21 protein-coding genes are annotated in these 22,752 nt (G+C 65.0%); 14 read left to right on the top strand and 7 right to left on the bottom strand.

Going from position 1 to position 22,752, the window contains the following annotated elements; genetic code table 11:
• Window positions 1-27: 27 nt before the first annotated feature.
• The 3 genes from H1B27_RS15145 to H1B27_RS15155 all read right to left on the bottom strand — a co-directional run bounded on the left by H1B27_RS15145 (window position 28) and on the right by H1B27_RS15155 (window position 4,669).
• Window positions 28-1,551, bottom strand: a complete 1,524-nt coding sequence (locus tag H1B27_RS15145; protein ID WP_197966590.1) for a D-alanyl-D-alanine carboxypeptidase family protein — start codon at window positions 1,549-1,551, stop codon at window positions 28-30.
• 190 nt (window positions 1,552-1,741) lie between these two features.
• Entirely contained in the window at window positions 1,742-3,538 is a 1,797-nt protein-coding gene (locus tag H1B27_RS15150; RefSeq protein WP_197966591.1) for a glucan ABC transporter ATP-binding protein/ permease, read from the bottom strand.
• A gap of 84 nt (window positions 3,539-3,622) precedes the next feature.
• Window positions 3,623-4,669 carry an ABC transporter substrate-binding protein gene (locus H1B27_RS15155; RefSeq protein WP_197966592.1) on the bottom strand — a complete coding sequence of 349 codons (1,047 nt, stop codon included), beginning with the start codon at window positions 4,667-4,669 and terminating at the stop codon, window positions 3,623-3,625.
• A 226-nt stretch (window positions 4,670-4,895) separates the two neighbouring features.
• On the opposite strand from H1B27_RS15155, the gene H1B27_RS15160 reads away from it, so the two are divergent.
• The 7 genes from H1B27_RS15160 to H1B27_RS15190 all read left to right on the top strand — a co-directional run bounded on the left by H1B27_RS15160 (window position 4,896) and on the right by H1B27_RS15190 (window position 10,605).
• The gene (locus H1B27_RS15160) at window positions 4,896-5,264 is read left to right on the top strand and encodes a hypothetical protein (RefSeq protein ID WP_197966593.1); all 369 of its coding nucleotides are present in this window, start codon (window positions 4,896-4,898) and stop codon (window positions 5,262-5,264) included.
• 113 nt (window positions 5,265-5,377) lie between these two features.
• Complete coding sequence (gene hisE / locus H1B27_RS15165) at window positions 5,378-5,782, top strand: phosphoribosyl-ATP diphosphatase (RefSeq protein ID WP_035671782.1); 405 nt, start codon at window positions 5,378-5,380, stop codon at window positions 5,780-5,782.
• A 66-nt stretch (window positions 5,783-5,848) separates the two neighbouring features.
• The gene (locus tag H1B27_RS15170) at window positions 5,849-6,430 is read left to right on the top strand and encodes a YqaA family protein (protein WP_246515428.1); all 582 of its coding nucleotides are present in this window, start codon (window positions 5,849-5,851) and stop codon (window positions 6,428-6,430) included.
• A 49-nt stretch (window positions 6,431-6,479) separates the two neighbouring features.
• On the top strand, window positions 6,480-7,019 hold the full coding sequence (locus H1B27_RS15175) for a hypothetical protein (protein ID WP_197966595.1): 540 nt from the start codon (window positions 6,480-6,482) through the stop codon (window positions 7,017-7,019).
• 30 nt (window positions 7,020-7,049) lie between these two features.
• The gene (locus H1B27_RS15180; protein WP_197966596.1) at window positions 7,050-8,450 is read left to right on the top strand and encodes an aspartate ammonia-lyase; all 1,401 of its coding nucleotides are present in this window, start codon (window positions 7,050-7,052) and stop codon (window positions 8,448-8,450) included.
• 265 nt (window positions 8,451-8,715) lie between these two features.
• A complete protein-coding gene (locus H1B27_RS15185) occupies window positions 8,716-9,684 on the top strand; it encodes an NAD(P)H-dependent flavin oxidoreductase (protein WP_061881114.1) in 969 nt (322 codons plus the stop codon).
• A 147-nt stretch (window positions 9,685-9,831) separates the two neighbouring features.
• The gene (locus H1B27_RS15190; protein ID WP_197966597.1) at window positions 9,832-10,605 is read left to right on the top strand and encodes a thioesterase family protein; all 774 of its coding nucleotides are present in this window, start codon (window positions 9,832-9,834) and stop codon (window positions 10,603-10,605) included.
• A 476-nt stretch (window positions 10,606-11,081) separates the two neighbouring features.
• Here H1B27_RS15190 and H1B27_RS15195 read toward each other — a convergent pair whose 3' ends face one another.
• The gene (locus H1B27_RS15195) at window positions 11,082-12,641 is read right to left on the bottom strand and encodes an AMP-binding protein (RefSeq protein WP_197966598.1); all 1,560 of its coding nucleotides are present in this window, start codon (window positions 12,639-12,641) and stop codon (window positions 11,082-11,084) included.
• Window positions 12,642-12,748: 107 nt separating this feature from the next.
• Here H1B27_RS15195 and H1B27_RS15200 point away from each other — a divergent pair, with 107 nt between their 5' ends.
• The 4 genes from H1B27_RS15200 (at window position 12,749) to H1B27_RS15215 (ending at window position 15,670) form a co-directional block, all read left to right on the top strand.
• The gene (locus H1B27_RS15200; protein WP_197966599.1) at window positions 12,749-13,720 is read left to right on the top strand and encodes an NAD(P)H-dependent flavin oxidoreductase; all 972 of its coding nucleotides are present in this window, start codon (window positions 12,749-12,751) and stop codon (window positions 13,718-13,720) included.
• A 100-nt stretch (window positions 13,721-13,820) separates the two neighbouring features.
• A complete protein-coding gene (locus tag H1B27_RS15205) occupies window positions 13,821-14,069 on the top strand; it encodes a hypothetical protein (protein WP_028179079.1) in 249 nt (82 codons plus the stop codon).
• Window positions 14,070-14,198: 129 nt separating this feature from the next.
• On the top strand, window positions 14,199-14,912 hold the full coding sequence (locus tag H1B27_RS15210; protein ID WP_061881243.1) for a hypothetical protein: 714 nt from the start codon (window positions 14,199-14,201) through the stop codon (window positions 14,910-14,912).
• A gap of 89 nt (window positions 14,913-15,001) precedes the next feature.
• Window positions 15,002-15,670, top strand: a complete 669-nt coding sequence (locus H1B27_RS15215; protein ID WP_197966600.1) for a hypothetical protein — start codon at window positions 15,002-15,004, stop codon at window positions 15,668-15,670.
• Between the two features lie 78 nt (window positions 15,671-15,748).
• Here the strand turns inward: H1B27_RS15215 and H1B27_RS15220 are convergent, their stop codons facing one another.
• A complete protein-coding gene (locus tag H1B27_RS15220) occupies window positions 15,749-17,305 on the bottom strand; it encodes a winged helix-turn-helix domain-containing tetratricopeptide repeat protein (protein WP_197966601.1) in 1,557 nt (518 codons plus the stop codon).
• A 397-nt stretch (window positions 17,306-17,702) separates the two neighbouring features.
• On the opposite strand from H1B27_RS15220, the gene pcaB reads away from it, so the two are divergent.
• The 3 genes from pcaB to H1B27_RS15235 all read left to right on the top strand — a co-directional run bounded on the left by pcaB (window position 17,703) and on the right by H1B27_RS15235 (window position 21,176).
• On the top strand, window positions 17,703-19,064 hold the full coding sequence (gene pcaB / locus H1B27_RS15225) for a 3-carboxy-cis,cis-muconate cycloisomerase (RefSeq protein ID WP_197966602.1): 1,362 nt from the start codon (window positions 17,703-17,705) through the stop codon (window positions 19,062-19,064).
• A gap of 113 nt (window positions 19,065-19,177) precedes the next feature.
• Complete coding sequence (locus H1B27_RS15230) at window positions 19,178-20,434, top strand: aminopeptidase (protein ID WP_197966603.1); 1,257 nt, start codon at window positions 19,178-19,180, stop codon at window positions 20,432-20,434.
• Between the two features lie 292 nt (window positions 20,435-20,726).
• Complete coding sequence (locus H1B27_RS15235) at window positions 20,727-21,176, top strand: cupin domain-containing protein (RefSeq protein ID WP_197966604.1); 450 nt, start codon at window positions 20,727-20,729, stop codon at window positions 21,174-21,176.
• Window positions 21,177-21,283: 107 nt separating this feature from the next.
• Here H1B27_RS15235 and H1B27_RS15240 read toward each other — a convergent pair whose 3' ends face one another.
• Window positions 21,284-21,805 carry a hypothetical protein gene (locus H1B27_RS15240; protein WP_061881106.1) on the bottom strand — a complete coding sequence of 174 codons (522 nt, stop codon included), beginning with the start codon at window positions 21,803-21,805 and terminating at the stop codon, window positions 21,284-21,286.
• 63 nt (window positions 21,806-21,868) lie between these two features.
• Window positions 21,869-22,684 (bottom strand): MBL fold metallo-hydrolase, encoded by an 816-nt coding sequence (locus H1B27_RS15245; protein WP_061881105.1) that lies wholly within the window; start codon window positions 22,682-22,684, stop codon window positions 21,869-21,871.
• Between the last annotated feature and the right edge of the window lie 68 nt (window positions 22,685-22,752).

The following is a 22,752-nucleotide window of genomic DNA, read 5'->3' on the forward strand; positions in this document are numbered from 1 at the left end:
CGGGCTGCGGTTTAGGCCCGAGGAACGTTAACTGTTGTTCGCCGGCTTGGCGGCAGCGGCGGGCTTGGTCGCGGCCTTGGGCTTGGCGGGCTTGGCCGCCTGATCGCCGCCTGCCGCAGGCTTCTCGGCGGGCTTCGCTGCCGCATCATGCTTGGTCGCGGCATGCTTGGACCCGGCCGGCTTGGCTGCGGTCTTGGCGTCGGTCTTGGCGTCCCCCTTGGCACTGGATTTGGCTTCGGGCTTGGCATCCGGCTTCACCGCCGCCGTCTTGGTGTCCTTGCCTGCGTCCTTGTGTCCATCCTTGTGCCCATCCTTGGGCTTGTCGGTGGCGTCAGGCTTCTTGGCGACGCGCGACTTCTTGCCACGCGGCTTGGACGCGGCCTGCTGGTCGGCATCGGCCGCGACCGCCGCGATCAGGGCGGTGCCGGTGCGGGTCGGGCCCGTATAGACCAGCACGGGTTCGGCCGCCGCCGGGGCCGAGGCCATCAGCTCGGAAGCCTTCATCATCAGGGGCGGCTGCAGGCCCGCCGTGAAGAAGGTGACCTGGGCTTCTCCACCGGTGGCCGAGGCCGATCCGGTCGCACCGCCATTGGCCGCAATCAGCGCATCGTCGTCGTCACTGGCCGGCCGCTTGCGGTGGGGCCCGCACATCTCGTCGCGCAGGTTCGGCGGCGAGGCGTCGACCGGCACGAGATTGTCGACGGTGCCGAGCGAGGGGCGGAGCCAGGTGAGATTGTCCTGAGCGAAGCCGCGCTCGAGCAGCTGCGCGGCCTTCACTGCGCGCGCGGTGCCGGAACTGGCGCCGAGCACCACTGCGATCAGCCGGCGGCCGTTGCGCGTGGCCGAGGCCACCAGGTTGTACCCGGAGGCGCAGATGAAGCCGGTCTTGAAACCGTCGGCGCCGGGATAGCGGCCGATCAGCTTGTTGAAATTGCCGGTGACGCGTTTGCCGAAGCGGATCGCCGGGATGTGTACGAAGTATTCGTATTCCGGCAGGTCGCGCAGGAAGGCGCGCGCCAGGATTCCGAGATCGCGCGCGGACGTGATCTGGCCGTCGGCGGGCAGGCCGTTCGGATTGACGTAGCTCGTCTGCGTCATGCCGAGCTTCTTCGCGGTGTCGTTCATGATCGCGGAGAAGCCGTCGATCGAGCCGCCGACGCCTTCGGCGAGCACCACGGCCATGTCGTTCGCCGACTTGACCATCATCATCTTCAGCGCGTTGTCGACGGTGAGCTGCGTCCCAGGGCGGAAGCCCATCTTCGAGGGCGACTGCGAGGCCGCCGTCGGCGACACCGTGAGCAGCGTGTCGAGCGTCAGCCTGCCGTCCTTGACCGCCTTCAGCGTGACATAGGCAGTCATGATCTTGGTGACGGAGGCCGGATACCAGGGAATGGTCGCGTTGTCCGCCTGCAGCACCTTGCCGCTGTCGGCCTCGATCAGCAGCAGCGCTTCGGCGCTCGCCGCGCGCGGCGCGAGCAATGCGGCGCATGCGAGGCTCGCAGCGAACAGGTTGAACAGCGATTTGCGAAGCAGCGGGCGAAGGGCGTGCACTATCCGATTCCGGTCCTTGGAGATCCGCCTGATACGGTCGGCTCTCGTGATCTGATGGTCGGTTCCTGAAATCCAGCGCCGCCGCTTGCGGCGTCGCAAACCTATACCGGCTCGTGCGTCGAGAATAGGGGGATCGGCGCGGTATTCCGCAATGAAATAGGCCGAATTTCGACGGCGCCGTGGGGACTTGCTATGGGGATTTGGCGGCCGTCGCGGCAGTCTCGGCCGCCGTCACGCTGGCCCGCGCGGTCTCCTGAACCATGAACTGGGCCTTGGCGAGCTCGGCGAAATGGCCGCCTTTGGCCACGAGTTCATCGAAAGTTCCGCTTTCGATCACGCGCCCATTCTCGAACACCAGGATCCGCGTGGCGTTGCGGATGGTCGACAGGCGGTGGGCGATCACGAAGGTGGTTCGGCCCTTCATCACTTCGTCGAGAGCGGCATTTACCTTGGCCTCGGTGACGGCGTCGAGCGCGCTGGTGGCTTCGTCCAGGATCAGGATCGGCGGATCCTTCAGCAGCGCACGCGCGATGGACAGGCGTTGGCGCTCGCCGCCCGAGAGCATGCGGCCGCGCTCGCCGGCATTGGTCTCGAAGCCGCCGCTGCGCTCGATGAACGCGAGCGCCTGCGCGCGCTCCGCCGCCTTGCGCATCTCGGCCTCGGTCGCGTCCGGCTTGCCGACGCGCAAATTGTCGGCGATCGAGCGGTTGAATAGCAGCGCTTCCTGGAACACCACGCCGATGTTTCGCCGCAGCGAGGTCAGCGTGACGCCGCGCACGTCCATGCCGTCGATCTTGATGACGCCGGATTGCGGATCGAAGGCACGATGCAAAAGCGCAATCGCGGTCGACTTGCCGGCGCCGGTCGGGCCGACCAGCGCAATGGTCTGCCCAGGCAGCGCGGTGAAGGTGAGGTCCTCGATCGCCGGTCGCTTGCCGTCATAGGAGAACGTGACGTCGTTGAACTCGACGAGGCCCGACAGCCGGCCGGCATCGATTGCATCGGGCCGGTCGTGCACCGCGGGCACGGCGTCGAGCACATTGAAGAACTCGCGCAGACGCGGGGCTTCCATGAACACGTTGTTGATGAAGCTCACGACTTGCTCGAGCTTCTGGATCAGCATCGTTGCGAAGCTCACGAACATCACGATGTCGCCGACCGAGGTGAGCCCCTGGTCGTGCAGGGCGATGCCGAAAGTGAAGATCGCGAGCACCGTGATGGTTGTGGAGGCGCGTGTGATCACCGTGACCAGCGCCCACCACGACAGCACCGGCATTTGCGCGGCCAGCAGCTCGTCGGCCACGGAGCGCAGCCCTTTCACCTCGGATTCGACACGCACGAAACTCTGCACCAGCGCGACATTGCCGAGTGCGTCGGAGGCGCGCGCGGAGAGCTCGCTGTAGTGCTCCTCGACCGCCATCTGCATGCCGAAGGTCTTGCGCACCACGAAGGTGGTCAGCGCGGTGAAGACGATGCAGAGCACGAACAGTAGAATCGCCAGCCGCCAGTTCAGGTAGAGCGACAGCGGCAGCAGCGCCACGACCGAGAGGATCGCGGCAAAATGCTCGCGGAAGAAGCCGAGCCAGAGCCGCCACAGCGCGTCCGTGCCGTTGAGCATCACCTTCATCAGCCGGCCGGAATGGGTGCCGGAATGGAAGGTCAACGGCAGTTGCAGGATGTGCTCGAAATAGCTCGTCAGCACCGCCTGACGCTGGCGGTGAGAGAGCCGGTCGGCCTGCAGGGCCACGAGCGCGCTGCACGCGATGGTGAAGAGCCCGAACGCAACCCAGGCAGCCAGGAACGGCCAGGCCGAGTTCGACCCGGCTACCGTCTTGCCCGAGAGCACGTCGACGATACGCCCGAACAGCACAGGCTCGGCGAATTGCGAGGCCGCGAGCAGTAGATTGGCGACCGCAAGCAGCCAGCCCAGCCGCGCTTCCTTGCCGAGCAGCTCGAGAACGCGGGTGTAGAGGCGGAGAATGGACATGCGGCGACGAACTCGGGCGAGTAACGGAGCCCGCATTCTAAGCAGGGATCGTGCGGGAGATATAGCGGAAGCTGTCAGTTTTGCTCAGTTGATCAGCCGCCCGGCAACCGGTGGCAGGAACCGGTCGTCGAAGATATCACCCGCCGTGGGCAGCTTGCGGAATTTGAAGTCCTGCGCGATCTGGCCGATCGAACGATCGAAGCGTGCCAGGTCGACGCCGCCGAGGCCGTTGCGCCTGACTTCGTCCGTCAGGATGTTGTCGGCGAGCACGGTGCGCAGGCGCTCGAGCTCCAGGCTGCGGTCGCCACCGTCGATGCGGCTTGCCGCCTCCTCCGCCGCTCGTCCCGGCTCCCTGACGGTCGCGGTGATGCCGGCCATCAGGGCGCGGACGAAGCCCTTCACGGCGTCCGGCTTTGCTGCGGCAAAGGCGGGATTGACCACCACGGCAAAGCCGTAGGCTTCGCAGCCGTAGTCCGCGTAGCGCAGCACGACGAGATCGGCGTCGGGCACGCCGCGGTCGCGCAGGTTCACCGCCGTGAGATAGCCGAAGCCGGCGACCGCATCGACTTGGCCCGCGGAGAGGATCGGCTCGCGCACCGCCGCGCTGATCTTGTGCAATTTGACGCGCGATGGATCGATTCCGTTCTGCCGCGCCAGCGCCGGCCACAGCCGCATCGACAGATCGCTGTCGGCAACGCCGACGGCCTTGCGGTCGAGATCTGTCAGCAGCTGGATCCCGCGGCTCTTGCGCGCGACGATCGCGTAGGGCGCGCGGTTGAACAGCACGAACACGGCCTTGATCGGCGCCGCGTCGTCCTTGTCACGAAAGCGGATCAGCTCGTTGATGTCGACGAGCGCAAGCTCGCTGTCGCCCCTGGCGACGCGTGCGAGCGCCTCCGGCGATCCGCTTGCGCTGTTGAAGGCCACGTTGAGACGCTCGGCGCCGAACCTGCCGTCCTTCGCCGCGAGGAAAAGCGGCGCCATGCTTGCGTCCGGCGGGCGGTCGAAGGTGAAGTGGATCGCAACGGGCGCGTTGGTCTCGGTCGCGCTGACATCGCGTGCAAACAGCGTCGCAAGCAAGATCGAGAGAGCCAGAAGGCAGTGAAGTGCGGTCGTCTTGAATCCTGACATCGGTTGCGCCGGTCCCGCATTGTAATGGTTTCGTGACGCTTGCAGCGCGCGGCCCGCGACCGTGCGCGCGCCAACATGAACGCAGGATGAGCGGCGTTGCGGCATCGTTACGCAACCCCGTTCAGCTTGCATTGGGCTTGGGGAACCTAACTTAGGTTATGCGGGTTTTGAGAGGCATGAGCCTGTCCGCAGGCGTCCATTCCAGGTCCCAAAGGAGGGCCAAGACATGTTCGAGCGAGTCTCCAAATTTGCGGGCCGAAAGGCCGTTCTTGCCACTACCGCGGTGCTGGCGCTGACCACGATGGCCCCGACCGCTTCATATGCGGGCGGCCGCCACTGGCATGGCGGTGGAGGCGGCGCGGCCGCAGCTGCGGCCTTCGCCGCCATCGGCACGGGTCTCGCCATCGCCGCCAGCCGCAACGCCTACGCCTATGACTACGGTCCGGGCTACGGCTATTACGGCGGTCCGGTCTACTACAGCGCTCCGGCCTACGGACCCTATTACGGTCCGGGCCCGAACTACCAGTATCAGCGCTATGGCGGCACGGCTCCGTCCGAGTTCTGCGGCCAGGGCTACTATCAGAACTGCTACTAGTTCGGCATCCATGGGTTGACCATGACGGGCCGTCGCGCTTGCGCCGGCCCGTTTTCTGCTTTTATTGTCGCGCGTTAACGCGCTCGCCATTGGTTTAGAGTAGTTTGAGTACCATGAGTGATTCGCTTGAGCGGCTATATCTGGCTGTGCTCGCGGCCAGAGATCTTGATCCGGCAACATCGCGCACGGCCCGGCTGTTTCAGCGCGGCCCTTCCAAAATGGCGAAGAAGCTGGCCGAAGAGGCCATCGAAGTCGTCATCGATGCGGTCAACGGCGATAGCGAGGCCGTGATCCGGGAAAGTGCCGATCTGCTCTACAATCTCACCGTGCTGTGGGCCTCGGCCGGGGTGCGCCCCGAGGACGTCTGGCGGGAGATGACGCGGCGTGAAGACATGCTCGGCATTGCCGAGAAGCTGCCGAAATCGCCGATGAAACTGCCCAAAGTCGCGTCACCTCGCGTTGCGGCCAGGCGGCCAATTGTCGCGCTTGAGGGCCGTGCCGCGCGCAAGCGCCACTAGAAACGTCATAATTCGCCTCAATCTCGGCATGGACAAATCCGTCCCATGGTGCTTCATCGCGGCGCCATGCTGAAACGTATTTACGACTGGTGCATCGACGCCGCCCACAAGCCCTACGCGCTCTGGATCATGGGTGTCGTCTCCTTCGCCGAAAGCTCATTCTTTCCGGTCCCGCCGGATGTGATGCTGATTCCGATGTCACTGGCGCGCCCGCAGCGCGCCTGGCTCTATGCGGCGGTCTGCACCGCGACCTCGGTGCTTGGCGGCATCGTCGGCTACGCCATCGGAGCGCTGCTGTTCGACTCGGTCGGCCAATGGCTGATCCAAGTCTACGGCCTCGGCGACAAGGTCGACGCCTTCCGCGCCTCCTATGCGGAATGGGGCGCGGTGATCATCCTGCTCAAGGGGCTGACGCCGATCCCCTACAAGCTCGTCACCATCACCTCGGGCTTTGCCGGCTACAACATCCTCCTGTTCATCCTCTGCTCGATTATCGCGCGTGGCGGACGCTTCTTCGTCGTCGCGATCCTGCTCAACCGCTACGGCGACTGGATCCGGGTCAGGATCGAGCGGCATCTCGGATTGTGGGTCGCACTCGGTGCCATCGTGCTGGTGCTCGGCTTCGTGGTGGCGGTCAAGTTGATCTAGGCGCTGTGGCGGCTTTGCCGCAGGGCCGGCTTCGGCTACGGTTGCCGCCATGATGGTTCGATCCGGCAATCCGGCGGTGCGGCTCGGGACGCTGATGTCAGCGGCGCTGCTGCTCCTGCTCAGTGGCGGCGGCATCGGCTGGACGCAATCTGCACCGCCATCACTCGGCCTCCAGCAGCAGGGGGGCCAGGCCGCGCCGTCGCCCTCGACGCCGGCCTCTTCCGCAGCGCCGCCGCGCGAGGAAAATCCCGGGCTGATCAATGAAATGGGCAAGCTGTTCGACAAGCTGCCCTCGATCCTGCCGCCGATCAAAAGCCCAAGCGAGACCATGAACGACCTGTCGCGGCTGGCCACGCCCTCGACCATGGTATCAGGGCGCGTGGTCTGCCCCATCTCGTCGAACGGCGCCCCCGACTGCAAGCAGGCCGCCGACCAGCTTTGCCAGGGCAAGGGCTACAAGGAAGGCAAGAGCCTGAACGCCGACTCCGCGGAGAAATGCTCGGCCAAGGTTCTCATTCCGGGCAGGCAACGCAAACCGGATGACTGCCGCACCGATACGTTCGTGACCAGTGCGCTGTGCCAGAACTAAAGGACATCGCGCGAGCAACAAGGAGTGCCCATGAGCAGGACGGAGCAGGACTTCCTCGGGCAGCGTGAAATCGCCGACGACATCTATTACGGCGTCCAGACGATCCGCGGGAAGGAGAACTTCCACATCACCGGCATTCCGATGAGCCAGGAGCCTTACTTCGTGAAGGCGCTCGGTTACGTCAAGAAGGCTGCCGCGATGGCCAATCGCGATCTCGGTGCGATCGACGCCAAGGTCGCGGACGCCATCATCCTCGGCTGCGACCGCGTCATCGCCGGTGACATGATGGATCAGTTCGTCACCGACTTCATCCAGGGCGGCGCCGGCACCTCCACCAACATGAACGCCAACGAGGTGATCGCGAACCTCGCACTGGAAGCGCTCGGCTTTGCCAAGGGCGACTACCAGCATGTCAGTCCCAACGATCACGTCAATTACGGCCAGTCGACCAACGATACCTATCCGACCGCCTTTCGGCTGGCGCTGATCCTGCGGCTCGAGAGCTACATGACGGCGCTGCGACAGCTCCAGGAGGCCTTCTTCACCAAGGGGCGCGAATTCGACCGGGTGCTGAAGATGGGCCGCACGCATCTCCAGGACGCGGTGCCGATGTCGCTCGGGGCCGAATTCCGCGGCTGGGGCACCACCATCGGCGAGGAGGTCGAGCGCATCTCGGAAGCGCGCGCGCTGCTGCGCGAGATCAATCTCGGCGCCACCGCAATCGGCACCTCCGTCACGGCCGCGGTCGGCTATCCCAAGCTTGCCGTGCGGCACTTGAGCGCCCTGACCGGCGTCGACTTCATGCTTGCCGGCGATCTCGTTGAGGCGACCTCCGACACCGGCGCCTATGTGCAGCTCTCGGGCGTGCTGAAGCGCACGGCGAGCAAGCTGACGAAGATCTGCAACGACATCCGCCTGCTCGCCTCGGGCCCGCGCGCCGGCTTCAACGAGATCAATCTGCCGCAGCTGCAGCCGGGCTCCTCGATCATGCCCGGCAAGGTCAATCCTGTTATCCCCGAGGTCGTCAACCAGACCAGCTTCCTGGTCATCGGGCTCGACACCACGGTGACGCTCGCGGCTTCCGCCGGCCAGCTCCAGCTCAACGTGATGGAGCCCGTGATCTCGTTCGCGCTGTTCTTCTCGATCCGCACCATGGAGCGCGCGGTCAACAGCCTGCGCGAGAACTGCGTGGTCGGAATCACCGCCAACGAGGAGCACACCCGCAACATGGTGCTGAACTCTCTCGGTATCGTCACGGTGCTGAAGCCGCTGCTCGGCTACAAGCAATGCGCCGAGATCGCGCGCGAAGGTTACAAAAGCGGCAAGTCGCTGCACCAGATCGTCGTGGTCGAGCGCAAATTGCTCACGCAGGAGAAGTGGGACGAGATGTTCTCGTTCGAGCGGCTGATCAATCCGGATATGATCGGGTAGGGGCAGGTCTCTCCTCTCGTCATTCCGGGGCGCGCGAAGCGCGAACCCGGAATCCATTTCGCCGCGCGTACTGACGCCCGATGGATTCCGGGCTCGCGCCTTTCGGCGCGCCCCGGAATGACGCCGAGAGAATTCCGCGCCTTGGAATAGTATCGCTGGCGCCTCCTGCCACGGCGCCAAAACGCAATACTTGACAGTGGAAAGATTGCCTTGTTGGTATGGTGCCCAACCTTCCATTGACCGGCCAACAGAGGATCGTTCCGCAATGTCCATGCCTGCCTTGTTCAAAGGGCGCCTGTCGATCCCGGTGATCGGCTCGCCGCTCTTCATCATCTCGGTGCCCGATCTCGTGATCGCGCAGTGCAAGGCGGGTGTGGTCGGCTCGTTTCCCGCGCTGAATGCGCGGCCGCCGGAGCTGCTCGACGAATGGCTGGCGCGGATCACCGAGGAGCTCGCGGCCTATGACCGCGCTCATCCCGACAAGCCGTCGGCGCCGTTCGCAGTCAACCAGATCGTGCACAAGTCGAACAACCGGCTCGACCACGACATGCAGCTCTGTGCCAAGTACAAGGTGCCGATGATCATCTCCTCGCTCGGCGCGCGCGAGGAGCTGAACCAGGCCGTGCACGGCTGGGGCGGCATCGTCTTCCACGACGTGATCAACCAGAAATTCGCGCACAAGGCGATCGAGAAGGGCGCCGACGGCCTGATCCTGGTCGCGGCCGGCGCCGGCGGCCATGCCGGCACCATCTCGCCGCTGGCTTTCGTTGCCGAAACGCGAAAATGGTTCGACGGTCCGATCGCGCTGTCGGGGGCGATCGGCAACGGCAAGGCGATCCGCGCTGCACGCATTCTCGGCGCCGACTTCGCCTATATCGGCTCGGCCTTCATCGCGACCAAGGAGGCCAATGCAGTCGAGCGCTACAAGGAGATGATCGCGGGTTCGTCGGCCGACGACATCGTCTATTCCAACCTCTTCACCGGCGTGCACGGCAATTATCTGAAGCCCTCGATCCTCGCGTCCGGCATGGATCCCGACAATCTGCCGACCTCCGATCCTTCCAAGATGAATTTCGGCACCGACGCCTCCGGCGAGCGCGCCAAGCCGAAGGCCTGGAAGGAGATCTGGGGAAGCGGACAAGGCATCGGCAGCATCGACAAGGTCGTGCCGGCGGCCGAGTTGATCGCGCGTTTCAAGAAGGAGTACGACGAAGCGATCGATCCGCCGTTGTGAATGCTCTCGTGTCCCGGACGCGCTGCAGCGTGCAACGCTGCAGCGCGTCCGGGACCCATCGCCGCAACGCATGGACCCCGGATCAGCAGCGCACCGCTACGCGCTGCGTGGCGTCCGGGGAACGTCGATTGAGACTGGTTGAAAACGATGACCGCCATCTATCGCGTCGACGGCAATGACGTCGTCACCAGCCCCGATGCAGCCGGTCCCTGGGACCGACGCATGCAGCACGGCTCGGCACCAGCGTCGCTGGTGACATGGGCGGCAGAGCGCATCCCTACAGCGGCGCCGATGGACGTCGCGCGCGTCACCATAGATCTGATGCGGCCGGTGCCGGTCGCGCCGCTGACGATCGCGACGGAGGTTCTGCGCGAGGGCCGCAAGATCCAGCTGTGCGGGGTCAAGCTGCTCGCCGACGGCGTACAGGTCGTCGGCGCCACCGTGCTGAAGGTCAGGCGCCAGGCGCTGACCTTGCCTGAAGATGTCGAGGAGCTGCCGGTCACGCTGCCGTCGCCGGAGGATTCGCTGGTCGAGGACGGTCACGCGGCCACCAGCCCGTTCGTGCGATCGGTCTCGATGCGCGCCGCGCGCGGGCGCTTTGGCCAAGCCGGCGCCGGCGCGATCTGGTTTCGCGTCGACCATCCGCTGATCGAAGGCGAGGCCGTCTCGCAGGCGATGCGCGCCGTGGTCGCCGCCGACTTCTCCAACGGCACCGCCTCGACGCTCGACTTCCGCGCCTGGACCTACATCAACGCCGATCTCACCGTGAGCTTTTCGCGCCAACCCATCGGTGAGTGGATCTTGCTCGACGGCGAGTCGTGGATCGGTCCCGAGGGCGCTGGCCTTGCGATGTCGCGGCTGGCGGACAAGCAGGGCTATTTCGGCCGCGCGGTGCAGAGCCTGGTGATCGAGAAGCGGTGAGAGGCGCGAAGTCCGTGCGTCATTTTCGCTGTCATGCTCCGCGAAAGCGGGGGCATCCAGTACGCCGCGGCCTTTCGATTGAATCGTAACCGTCTCGGCGTACTGGATCGCCCGGTCTTCGCCGGGCGACGACACACCGATCGTGTGCAAGCTATCTCGCGCATCGCGGGATTGAACGGCAGGCTTCCGCCGCCGCGGAAGGGATGCAAGGTCGTGTTCGCCAGGGCATCCTGCCAGTTCACACACCGTAGAAGATCTTGATCCCCCACAGCACCACGATGATGGCCGTGATCAACGTGATCGCGGCGACTGCACTTTCCAGGGAAGCGACTCTCATTTCACTCTCCGCTTCCCAGCCCCGTCAGCGGTCTAGTTGATTCCCTGATTCGCCGGCAATTGCGCGGGCATCGCCGTCGTAGACTCCGTTGCAGGCTGTGGTGCCGATGCAACAACGACACCGTAGAATTCCGGAGTATTTATCCCACCATCCGGTCCCGCCCGCTCCAGAAGCCCGCCCGCAGCACCTTCTTGTCGACCTTGCCGACGCCGGTCATCGGCAATTGCTTGGCGAACTGGATCTGCTTCGGTGCATGCGCCGAGCCCTTCCGCGTCTTCACCAGGTTGATCAGCTCGTCCGGATCGGGCTTCGCTCCTTCGCGCGGGACGACGATGGCGGTGACGGCCTCGCCCCACTTCTCGTCGGGAATGCCGACGACCGCGACCATCGCCACGTCCGCGTGCTGCGACAGCACATCTTCGACCTCGCGCGGGAAGATGTTGAAGCCGCCGGAGACGATCATGTCCTTCTTGCGGTCGAGGATGAACATGTAGCCGCGCTCGTCCCTGCGCGCGATGTCGCCGGTGTGGACCCAGCCGTTCTTCAGCGTCTCGGCGGTGATGTCCGGCCGCTTCCAGTATTCCGCCATCACGTGTGGGGCGCGCACGCAGATCTCGCCGGCCTCGCCGGACTTCACCTCTTCGTCGTCGTCGAGAATCCTGACCTCGCAGGCCGAGATCGGGAAGCCGCAGGACAGGAACAGCTCCGGCCGCTTGGGATCGTGGTCGGCCTTGCGCAGCACCGAGACGGGATAGCATTCGGTCTGGCCGTAAAGCTGCGAGAACACCGGCCCGATGCGTTCGATGCCCTCGAGCAGCCGGCTCGGCGACATCGCGGAGGCGCCATAGAGCAAGAGCTCGAGCGAGGACAAATCGGTCTTGTCCAGGGCGGGATGATCGAGCAGCACATAGATCATGGTCGGCACGAACAGCGTGAAGTTGATGCGCTCCCGCGCGATCGTCGTCAGCACCGTCTCGGGATCGAAGCCTTTCAGCATGTGCACGGTGCCGCCGCGCATCAGGGTCGGCAGCACCTTCGTCCCGGCGACATGACTGATCGGCGCGACCGTGAGATAGCGCGCAGCCTCCGGAATCTCGAAGTCGGCGAGGATCGCGCCGGCAGCCCCGCTGTTCTCGCGATGATAGCGCAGCGCGCCCTTGGATTTGCCGGTGGTGCCGCCGGTGTAGTTCAGCGTGGCGAGATCGTCGGGGCCGGCAAGGCACAGCGGGCTCGCATGTCCGGCATTTTCGATGGCGGCCAGCATATCGACGCCGTAGCCGGCCGGCCCCATGGTGAAGACCGCCTTCAGCCGGCCGGCCTTGGCTGCGAGCTCGCCACCGCGGTCGCGGAAGGCGGCGGCATCGACCACCAGCATCTCCGCCTCGGAGTCTTCGAGCTGGAACAGCTGGTCCTCCAGCGATCCCAGCGGATGCAGCCAGGTGATGCAGAGCCGAGCCAATTGCGCGGCGACGCCGGCGCACCAGGTATCGGCGCGGTTCGCGGTGAGGAAGGCGACGCGCGCGCCGGGCTGCAATCCAAGCCGCATGAGCACGCCCTGGATGCGTCCGATCAGGTCGATGGTGCCACCATAGCTCAGCGAACCCTCGGGCCAGGCGAAAGCGGTGCGATCGGGATAGCGCGACAGCGCCCGTAGCGTCTGCGCACAAGCAGGGGGCGATGCGTGGAGCGGATCAGGCATATGTTTCCTCGTTGCTTTGTCACCGGCTTCTGGCGTGCCAATGTTGCCGATGACGCTAGCACAGCGAATGCGGGAGGAAACGATAAAGCCCGCGCAGGGAGGCATGCATGCCATCGGATCGACTGCAACGCTTCCACGATCGTCTCGCGCTGCCGCTGATCGCGGCGCCGATGTTCCTGGTGTCGGGCGTCGAGCTCATGGTCGCGTCCTGCCGCAACGGCGTGATCGGCAGCTTTCCCACCGCGAATTGCCGCAGCACGGAACAACTCGACGCATGGTTCACCGAGATCGGCACGCGGCTGCGACGGCATGAAGATCAGACCGGCCGCAAGGTCGCGCCGCTCTGTCCGAACCTGATCGTGCACCGTTCCAATGCGCGGCTCGCAGAGGATCTCGCCGTGCTGCTGCGGCACGGGCCGGAGGTCGTCATCACTTCGGTCGGATCGCCGGCGCAGGTGTTGAGGCCGCTCCATGATGCCGGGGCGTTGGTGCTGGCGGATGTCGCTTCGATCCGTCACGCCGAGCGTGCGGCGGAAGCCGGCGCGGACGGGCTCGTGTTGCTCACGGCGGGAGCGGGCGGCCAGACCGGCTGGCTCAACCCGTTCGCCTTCGTTCGCGCGGTGCGCATATTCTACGATGGCATCATCGTGCTGGCAGGCGGCATCAGCGACGGCTATGCGCTGCATGCGGCGGAAGTGCTCGGCTGCGATCTCGCCTATATGGGCACGAAGTTCATTGCGACGCAGGAGAGCATGGCGGACGACCGCTACAAGCGGATGCTGGTCGAGAGCAGCGCCGACGACGTCCTGCTCACCACCGCGTTCACGGGCTTGCAGACCAGCATGCTGCGGCCGTCGATCGTCGCCGCCGGACTTGATCCGGACGACCTGCCGGCGCGCGGCGCGATCGACATCGTCAAGGACATCGACATCGCCGCGCGCGAGAATCGGCCGAAGCGCTGGCGCGATATCTGGAGCGCCGGGCACTCCGCATCTGGGGTGACGGAGGTGCTCGCGGTCGACGATCTGGTCGCGCGAACGCGTGCGGAATATCGAGAGGCGGGCCCCGATCACAGTTAATCGAGCGCGCCCCTGCGCGCCCGCACTTAACGGCAGATTAACCATCGCCCGCCAAGAATCCCCTTCACGGCCGCCAACCAGGACCGAGAGGGGACAGGCGATGGACTTCGATTTTCTCAACAGCAAGACAGCTGCGACGATGGACGAAATCCGCGTCCGCGTCGCCCATGCCCTGGCCCGCCACCCGCTGTGCCGCAACGTCCGCTTCGACATCGTCAGCGTTCCCCGGACCCGCCGTGGCGGCAACTGGACGGTGACGCTGCAATCGGTCGAGCCGCGCGCGGTCTGGGAAGCCTCGGAGATCGTGGCCGATATCCAGGACGCCTATGACCTCGCGGCAGCTGCCTGATTTCGTTGAGTTTTTCGCGTGTCGCCGCAGTCCGCGCGATTGCCGCTGCAATGGCACGGTTAAGCCTTATTTATCGCCCAGTTTCGGGGCAGTGATCACGTGGACTTGAAGTCGGACGCGGAGAGACGTTTGTCCAAAGCCATCACCATCGTCGCGCTGACCTGTTTCCTCGTCCTCGGCGCCGCCACCACCGCCATTCTCGGCCGCGACAGCGTGCCCAGCGTCAGCGCCGAGATGATTGATCAGACGCCCCCGGCCAAGCCGCTCGCAACCAACCGCGCCGCCAAGGCCGACCGTCTGGTTCCGACGCTCGCGCTGGCCTCGGCCGCGATCGAGCCGGTCCAGGTGGCCGCCGACAAGCTTTCCCAGGCGCCCGTCCTGACCGAGCCGCTGCGTCAGGCCTTCGCCGCCGCCACGCCCTCCGATTTCCCGATGCCGAAGGCAAGCGTGCACGAGGCGCCCGCCGCGACGGAGGTTCCTGCCGTCGAGGTTCCGGCCAAGCCGAAGGTCGTCGCCAAGCCGCAACCGCAGAAGGCCTATTCGCTGCTGTCCGACGGGCAGATCGCAGGCATCAGGGACCGCCTGAAACTGTCGTCGTCGCAGGAATATTACTGGCCCTCGGTCGAGACCGCGCTGCGCAACGTCGCCCGCAAGATCCAGGCGAACAAGCTGTCGAATCCGAATGCGCCGCCCAGCGCGCAGATCGATCCGAATTGCGACGAGGTGCAGCAGTTGAAGTCGGCCGCGATGCCGCTGTTGTTCCAGCTCCGTGACGACCAGAAGGAAGAAGTGCGCAAGCTCGCTCGCCTCATCGGGCTCGAGAAGGTCGCGCAGCAGATCTGATCCGCGCGGTTCCTGCTTCAGGAGCCGCGGCCATCAGGAACATCCGGCAATCCCCACGCGTTGCCCGCTCCAAAAGAGGGAGTGGATGAATGCGCGCCTCGACAGCCTATTTTGTCGGTGCCGGAACCATCATCGCGGCCATCGCCATTGGTCTCGGTGGCGGTATCGTTGCCGGCAACATCATGCATCCGGTCGCGCCCCGGCAGGGCCCGGACACCAGCAAGATGGCACAGCGCACCGAGGGCGCCACGCCGGCGACCACGAACGCGCCTTCGGAGCGCGTGAACTATCTCACCGGCTCGCAAGCCTTCGGGGCGATGATCGCTGCGCCAGCGCGGGCCGAAGCAAAGTCTGACACGCAAACCACGCAGGCGAATGCTGAACCGCCGGCGCCGCAGCCTTCGCAAGCCGCTGCAGTCGAGCCGCCCAGGCCGGCACCGGCAGCGTCCGCGCAGGCAGCAAGACCTGCCGAGCAGCAGGCCTCGACCGAGCCGTCAGCCTCCTCGAACAATGCCTATGCCAAGGCGAGGGATTCGGACGTGAAGCGTGCGGCGACCGAACGGCGCAGGGCGGAGCGCCGCGAGCGCTGGGCCGAGCGCCGGCACTATGAATTGCGCGAACCGCGCGGCATGCGCGACCGCACCGATTGGGATGACGTCGCGCGCAACGTCCGCGAAGATTCCGATGCGCGCGACTATGCAGGCCGGCCACGCAGCGGCTTTCCGCAGATCAGGCTGTTCGGGCCTGATGACGAATAGCGCTTAGCCCAGGATAGCGCTTAGCCCAGGATAGCAAGCTGCAATGGGAGAAGGTGCGCGGTCATTGTCGCCCCGCCATTACCTCATGCCCGCGCGCATCAAGCCTTCGAGATAATGCGCACGGTCCTCTTCTCGCAGCATCGGCAGCTCGCGGGTGATCCAGGCAAGCGAGACCTCGGGCTGGGCGCGGAGGAGGCCTTCCAGGGCGGACGCCGCGAGCGCCGGATCGCCCAGCATGCCGGCGGCGGCCGTCAGCACGCGGTGCGCGCCGACGAAATCTCCGCGTTGGCGCATCGATTCCCGCGCCATCTGGACGGCTCCCTCGTAGTCGCGGCCGACGAACCGGGCATAGGCCGCAACCCCGCAATAGATCGCCGCGAGCGGGTCGCGCGGACTCAGCCGCAGCGCGCGACGGGCGGCCGCATCGCCGTCCTGCCATCGTCCGGCATAGCACAGCGTCACGCCGTGAAAGGCATGCGCCATCGCGAAATTCGGATTGAGCCTCAGGGCCAATTCGAATTCCGCCAGCGCGTCGTCGAAGCGGCGGCGGAACAGATAGGTGTAGGCGAGACCGTGATGGGCCCAGGCATCCTCGCGATCGGCCTCCACCGCCGCGAGCGCCGCGCGTTCGGCAAGCGGCAAGGTCGCGGCCATGTCGGCCCAGCCCATATGCGCGCCGAACATATGGCTGGTCGCAAGCAGGCCCAGCGCCTTGCCATAGGCGGGATCGATGGTGACGGCCTGTTCCAGCAGCCCTTGCGCGGCGGCATTGTCCTCGCGGGTAATGCGCCAGTAATGCGACAGGGCGCGCATCACGAGGTCCCATGCATCCAGGCTGCCCGGCGGCTTCTGCTGGGCTCGGAAGCTTTCGGCGGCATAGAGCTGCGGCTCGATCGCGGCGACGATCGCCTCGGTGATCTCGTCCTGCACGGCGAAGATGTCGGCGAGCTCCCGGTCGTAGCGTTCGGCCCAGAGATGGCTGCCGGTCGAGACGTCGTTGAGCTGGGCCGAGATGCGCACCCGATCGCCGCTCCGCCGCACGCTGCCTTCGACCACGTAGCGCACGCCGAGTTCCCGCGCGACCTCGTGGATGTGCACGGCGCGGCCCTTGTAGACGAAGGAGGAATTGCGCGCGACGACGAAGAACCATCGCAGCTTCGACAACGCGGTGATGATGTCCTCGCTGATGCCGTCGGAGAAATAATCCTGCCCGGCCTCGCCGCTCATATTCGTGAAGGGCAGCACAGCGATCGCGGGCCGCTCGGGCAGCGCAAAGGCTGCCTGGGTCTGGGCGACACGAACCGGCTCCGGTGCGGCCGCGCCGAGCTGTGTCTGGACATCACCGACGAAGCGAAAACCCTTGCGGGTGATGGTGCGGATCAGCGTCTGGCTTGCGCCATTGTCGCCGATCGCCTTGCGCGCCGCGTTGATCCGGCTGGTCAGGGTGGATTCGGAGACGCTGCGCCCGTGCCAGATCTTATCGATCAACTCGTCCTTGCTGACCACCCGGTCGCGGTTCTGCATGAGGTGGACCACGAGGTCGAAAACCTGCGGCTCCACGGCAATGGGAACCTGCTCGCGGCTCAGCTCGCGCCGGTCGGTATCCAGAAGATGGTCCCGGAACAGAAACTGCACGTCGAAAACTCAGGCCTCATTGTGAAATCGGGCAAGCGAAATGGCTAAATCAAATTTAGGTCGAAAACCGTGTGTCTCTCGAAGGCGGTGCTTGGTTCATCGCGATTGCGTGAGGGCAGCCATGCCCTTTCCGGCGGGGAATACAACCGTAGCTGGAATGTTGTGGCCGGCGGATCGCCGCGGGGCCGGGACCATGCTCGCCGCTCACCGTCATCCCGAGGCTTCCCGCGCTGCCGCGCATCGCACGCTTTGCACCTTGGGATGACGGAGTAACAGGATGACGTGCCGTCATAATGTCGTGGTGCGGCAAATGTGGCGAACGGTGAATGTCCATTGCCGAAATGCGCGGCCTGCGTAAGCTGCCGCCACACAAAACACCAACCACAAAGAAGCGCCCATGCCAGCTTTCCCCGCCTCCACCACCGTGCTCGACTCCATGCTGTTTCGCGACGCCTTCGGCACGCCTGAGATGCGCGAGGTGTTCTCCGACGTCGCGACGGTCGCGCGCTATGCCGAGGTCGAGGTGGCGCTGGCGAAGGCGGAGGCGAAGTGCGGTGTGATCCCACAGGAGGCGGCCGCAGCGATCGCGGCGCGGACCGACATCGGCGCGCTCGATTTCGATCTGCTCAGGCAGGAGACCGATGTCGTCGGCTACCCGATCCTGCCTTTGGTGCATCAGATGGTGAAGCAATGCGGCGAGGCGGGCCGCTACGTGCATTGGGGCGCCACCACGCAGGACGTCATGGACACCGCCGTGGTGTTGCAACTGCGCGCCGCGCTCGAGATCGTCGAACGCGACATCGCCGAGTTGCGCAAGATCCTCGCCGATCTGTCGAAGCGCCATCGCGATACCGCGATGGCGGGGCGAACCCATCTGCAACAGGCGCTGCCGGTGACCTTCGGCTACAAGACCGCGATCTGGCTTGCGATGTTCGATCGCCACGCCGAGCGGTTGGCGCAGCTGAAGCCGCGCGTGCTGGTCGGCCAGTTTGCCGGCGCTGCCGGCACGCTGGCCTCGCTTGGCGACAAGGGGTTCGAGGTGCAGGCGGCGCTCTGCGCCGAGCTGAAGCTCGGCGTTCCCGCCTCGACCTGGCACGTCGCGCGCGACGGCTTTGCGGAGGCGGTGAACTTCCTCGCACTCGTCACCGGTTCGCTCGGCAAGATCGCGCTCGACATCATGATCATGGCCTCGACCGAGTTTGCCGAGGTCTACGAGCCCTTCGTCAAGGGGCGCGGCGCCTCCTCGACCATGCCGCAGAAGCGCAACCCGATCTCCTCCGAACTGATGCTTGCGGCGTCCAAGGCGGTGCGCCAGCACGCCGGCCTGATGCTCGATGCCATGGTGCAGGATTTCGAGCGCGCCACGGGGCCCTGGCACGCCGAATGGATGGCGATCCCCGAAAGCTTCGTGCTGACCGCCGGCGCCCTGCACCAGGCGAAGTTCGCGCTCGCAGGCCTTATCGTGGACGAAGCGAAGATGAACGACAATCTCGCCATCAGCCGCGGCCTGATTGTGGCCGAAGCGGTCATGATGGGGCTGGCGCCGCAGATCGGGCGGCAGGAGGCGCATGACGTGGTCTATGATGCATGCCGTCAGGCCAACGAGAAGGGAATCAGCCTTGCCGATGCGCTGTCCGCAGATTCACGGATATCGAGCCGCATCGACCGTGCCACGATCGAGGCGCTCACCTCACCGAAAAATTACCTCGGACTCGCGCCCGCCATGGTCGACCGGGTGCTGAAATCGGCAACACGTTGAAAACCAAAATGCGTGAAACTGCGTATCTTTCGTGCGTTGCAAGACGCTCGCACACTTGTGTCTCGCGATGCTAGACTTAGATTGAGCGAGAGACTTTCGGCAGAGGGACCGGCATGACTGATCAGCGCAACACCTCCACTCGCATCGATCCCGCGAAGCTCGACCGGCTGGCCGAGGTGGCGGTGAAGGTGGGCCTGGGCTTGCGGCCGGGACAGGATCTGCTTCTGACGGCGCCCGCGATCGCGCTGCCGCTGGTGCGGCGGATCGCCGTGCATGCCTACAAGGCCGGCGCCGGCCTCGTGACGCCGATCCTGTCGGACGAGGAGATGACGCTGGCGCGCTACCGCCACGGCCACGACGCCAGTTTCGATCGCGCCGCCGGCTGGCTCTACGAGGGCATGGCCAAGGCCTTCTCGGACAACACTGCACGGCTCGCCATCGTCGGCGACAACCCGATGCTGCTGTCGGGTGAGGATCCTTCCAAGGTGGCGCGCGCGAGCAAGGCGAATTCGATGGCCTATCAGCCCGCGCTGGAGAAGATCGTCAATTTCGACACCAACTGGAACATCATCGCCTATCCGAGCCCGTCCTGGGCGAAGCTGGTGTTCCCTGATGATCCCGAGGACGTCGCGGTCGGCAAGCTCGCGGATGCGATTTTCGCAGCGTCCCGAGTCGATCGCGAGGACGCGATGGGCAATTGGGCGAGCCACAATGCGGTGCTGCGCGAGCGCACCAACTGGCTCAATGGCCAGCGCTTTCGCGCGCTGCAATATTCGGGTCCCGGCACCGATCTCACCATCGGACTTGCCGACGGCCACGAATGGGAAGGCGGCGCCTCGCTCTCCAAGAACGGCATCAGCTGCAACGCCAATATCCCGACCGAAGAGGTCTTCACCACGCCGCATTGCCGTCGCGTCTACGGCCATGTCGTAAGCTCGAAGCCGCTGTCCTATCAGGGGACGCTGATCGACAACATCGCCGTGCGCTTCGAGGACGGCAAGATCGTCGACGCAAAAGCCTCGCGCGGCGCGGAGGTGCTGAACAAGGTGCTCGACACCGACGAGGGCGCGCGGCGCCTCGGCGAAGTGGCGCTGGTGCCGCATTCCTCGCCGATCTCGCAGAGCGGCCTGTTGTTCTACAACACGTTGTTCGACGAGAACGCAGCGTCTCACATCGCGCTCGGCCAGTGCTATTCGAAATGCTTCGTCAACGGCGCCCAGCTCACGCCACAGCAGATCGCGGCGCAAGGCGGCAACCAGAGCCTGATCCATATCGACTGGATGATCGGCTCGGCCGAGACCGACATCGACGGTATTTTGGCCGACGGCAGCAAGGTGCCGGTGTTCCGCAAGGGCGAGTGGGCGAAGTAGCCTGCGATAACTTTCTTCGGCAGCGGACGAGCCGCGGCTGGCGCATCGGCCGCAACGGCGTTGCCGGGCTTCGTCCCAGTGCCGTTGCGCGCTTTGTCGCACCCGGGAAGGACCGGGTCATGTCCGCGGATTTGCAGGGGAATTGCGACGTTAACCGTTTGCACCCGTCGCTTCCGGTAGATTTTCGAAATCGATGTAAGAAAGAATTAGAAACGGGCGACTAGCGTCCGAGCATCTTTCGAGACACTCCCGGCCGGGATTCGGCCGCAAATATCATTTCCCGAGGAAGCAGATGCCATTGATTGAAGTCGGCAATTTCAATGTGGATCTCGAGCTGCGGCCGATCGAGCCGTCCTGGATCATCGAGGGCAATCCGGTATCAAGCTCCCGCGTCCTGTCGACCAGCGCCGACGGCACCGCCCAGACCATCATCTGGCACTGCACCGAAGGGCGCTTCAACTGGTACTACGACATCGACGAGACGATCATGATCATGGAAGGATCGATCGTGCTCGAAAGCGACGGCATGCCGCCCAAGCGCTACGGCCCCGGCGATGTCATTTTCTTCCGTGACGGCGCGCATGCCAAATGGCATGTCGAAGGGCACGTCAAGAAGATCGCGTTCTGCCGCAAGACCAATCCGGTGGTGATCGGCTTCCTGATCCGCGTCGTCAATAAGCTGAAGAAGATGTTCGCCCCCACCGGCGAACGCCGGCCGGCCTCGCTGATGGGTGCCGGCTAAATCGGACAAAATAGTTTCAAGGACGCTTCCCAGCGGCCACGATGAAGAGGGGGCGGGATCAACATCCCGGCCCCTCTTTTCGTTTCAGTATCATGGCCGGCCGATGCCTATGGCATGCGCCGTCGTGCTTTGACCTCCACCATCAGCCGCCAATCCTGCGCTGCTGCGGACTTCGCCTCGCCGAGCCAATGGAAGGAGTCCTGGCTGATCTCGGTAAAGCTCCACCGCGTCAGCTCGCCGGCTTCGGTCGTGCCTTCCTGCACGATGTCCTCGCCTTGCGGACGGCCGATCTGCTGGCGGAACACGCAGCGCGCGGGATCGAACCAGGAGATCCGCCAGGCGGAAATGGTGGGGTCATAGACGCGCAGCGTCGTGCCGTACCAGTTTCCGGCGATCGGGAAGGCCGCCCCGTCTGCAGCGCGGGGGATGATCCAGACGTCCTGCACGGCGCGCCCTTCCAGCACCCAGCCAAAATGGATATTGCCTGGCGCTACGTGTTTCGTTCCGCCGGGTCCATGGGCCGTGATCTCGGCATCCCAGTCGCCGACGAAGCGGCCATAAAGCTGAAGCGCCGCCGCGTGCGCGGGATTCGGTCCGTCCGCGTGCAACAATCTAGCAAACTCGGTCATGTCGATCTCCTCGCGGGGAGATCAACACCAAACGCCAACAACGGGCTTGGAGAAAATTGCGCCTCAGACCCCGTCGAGGATGATCACGGTCGGCTTCGGTGGCAGCGCATCCCGCGACATCCGGAACGATCGCTCGAGGCGCCGGTCGATTTCGAATTGCTGGCCGATCCGGCGCATGAAGTCGTCGAGCGGGGTGGCAAAGCGGTGCATCGGCAGCACCACCGAGGCGCGAAGCCGCCTGGTGATCTCGGAGATGCCGTCCAGCGACATGGTATAGGTGCCGTCGATCGGCACCATCACGATGTCCAGCCGCCCGATCTGGGCAAAATGGCTGTCGTCCAGCTTGTGATGGAGGTGACCGAGATGGCCGATGCAAAGGCCGGCGGCCTCGAAGATGAAGATCGAGTTGCCGTCGCGGATCATGTCGCTGCCGGCGTCGTCGCCGTAATAGCGGCGGATGTCCGTCGTGACGTTGCGGATGAACGTATCGCTGATGCGCTCCGACACGATCGCCGGCTTGCCGTCCTCGCTCCAGCCATGCAGCACATGGGGAATTCGTTTGTCGGGATATAAAGAATAGTGCGTGCTGTGCGCCCGGTTCATGGTGACGACATCGGGCAGCCGTCCCACCTGATATGCGCCGCTATAGTCGGTCGCGATGCGCAAGCCGGCGGGCGTGTCGATGAAATAGGTGGAATGGCCGGCATAGGTGATTTGGACTTCGGCCGCGGCCGCCGCGTGTCGGAATGCGGCCGGCATCACGCGGGGCGCCGCGTTGGCCATCGCCAAGCATTCGCTGCGTTGAAATGGCTGCTGGGCGAGCGCAGGTGCGAGGGATACGCCGAACAGCGCAAGGGCCGCCGAAACCAGTCGCCGCATGAATCCGTCCCCGATGACTTCGAAACAAGTCTAGCGCGCAACACAGTGCGTGGCCAATGGGCCGCGAT

This window comes from Bradyrhizobium diversitatis (assembly GCF_016031635.1).
GTDB classification, from domain to species: domain Bacteria; phylum Pseudomonadota; class Alphaproteobacteria; order Rhizobiales; family Xanthobacteraceae; genus Bradyrhizobium; species Bradyrhizobium diversitatis.

What these genes read in the sequence shown, in the direction of transcription:
- H1B27_RS15215 (WP_197966600.1), top strand. Translation starts at nt 15,002, where the DNA reads ATGCGCGCCTCGACAGCCTATTTTGTCGGTGCCGGAACCATCATCGCG.
- H1B27_RS15180 (WP_197966596.1), top strand. Translation starts at nt 7,050, where the DNA reads ATGAGCAGGACGGAGCAGGACTTCCTCGGGCAGCGTGAAATCGCCGAC.
- H1B27_RS15245 (WP_061881105.1), bottom strand. Translation starts at nt 22,684, where the DNA reads ATGCGGCGACTGGTTTCGGCGGCCCTTGCGCTGTTCGGCGTATCCCTC.
- H1B27_RS15170 (WP_246515428.1), top strand. Translation starts at nt 5,849, where the DNA reads ATGCTGAAACGTATTTACGACTGGTGCATCGACGCCGCCCACAAGCCC.
- H1B27_RS15200 (WP_197966599.1), top strand. Translation starts at nt 12,749, where the DNA reads ATGCCATCGGATCGACTGCAACGCTTCCACGATCGTCTCGCGCTGCCG.
- H1B27_RS15195 (WP_197966598.1), bottom strand. Translation starts at nt 12,641, where the DNA reads ATGCCTGATCCGCTCCACGCATCGCCCCCTGCTTGTGCGCAGACGCTA.
- H1B27_RS15185 (WP_061881114.1), top strand. Translation starts at nt 8,716, where the DNA reads ATGTCCATGCCTGCCTTGTTCAAAGGGCGCCTGTCGATCCCGGTGATC.
- H1B27_RS15240 (WP_061881106.1), bottom strand. Translation starts at nt 21,805, where the DNA reads ATGACCGAGTTTGCTAGATTGTTGCACGCGGACGGACCGAATCCCGCG.
- H1B27_RS15150 (WP_197966591.1), bottom strand. Translation starts at nt 3,538, where the DNA reads ATGTCCATTCTCCGCCTCTACACCCGCGTTCTCGAGCTGCTCGGCAAG.
- H1B27_RS15235 (WP_197966604.1), top strand. Translation starts at nt 20,727, where the DNA reads ATGCCATTGATTGAAGTCGGCAATTTCAATGTGGATCTCGAGCTGCGG.
- H1B27_RS15155 (WP_197966592.1), bottom strand. Translation starts at nt 4,669, where the DNA reads ATGTCAGGATTCAAGACGACCGCACTTCACTGCCTTCTGGCTCTCTCG.
- hisE (WP_035671782.1), top strand. Translation starts at nt 5,378, where the DNA reads ATGAGTGATTCGCTTGAGCGGCTATATCTGGCTGTGCTCGCGGCCAGA.
- pcaB (WP_197966602.1), top strand. Translation starts at nt 17,703, where the DNA reads ATGCCAGCTTTCCCCGCCTCCACCACCGTGCTCGACTCCATGCTGTTT.
- H1B27_RS15230 (WP_197966603.1), top strand. Translation starts at nt 19,178, where the DNA reads ATGACTGATCAGCGCAACACCTCCACTCGCATCGATCCCGCGAAGCTC.
- H1B27_RS15205 (WP_028179079.1), top strand. Translation starts at nt 13,821, where the DNA reads ATGGACTTCGATTTTCTCAACAGCAAGACAGCTGCGACGATGGACGAA.
- H1B27_RS15175 (WP_197966595.1), top strand. Translation starts at nt 6,480, where the DNA reads ATGATGGTTCGATCCGGCAATCCGGCGGTGCGGCTCGGGACGCTGATG.
- H1B27_RS15190 (WP_197966597.1), top strand. Translation starts at nt 9,832, where the DNA reads ATGACCGCCATCTATCGCGTCGACGGCAATGACGTCGTCACCAGCCCC.
- H1B27_RS15160 (WP_197966593.1), top strand. Translation starts at nt 4,896, where the DNA reads ATGTTCGAGCGAGTCTCCAAATTTGCGGGCCGAAAGGCCGTTCTTGCC.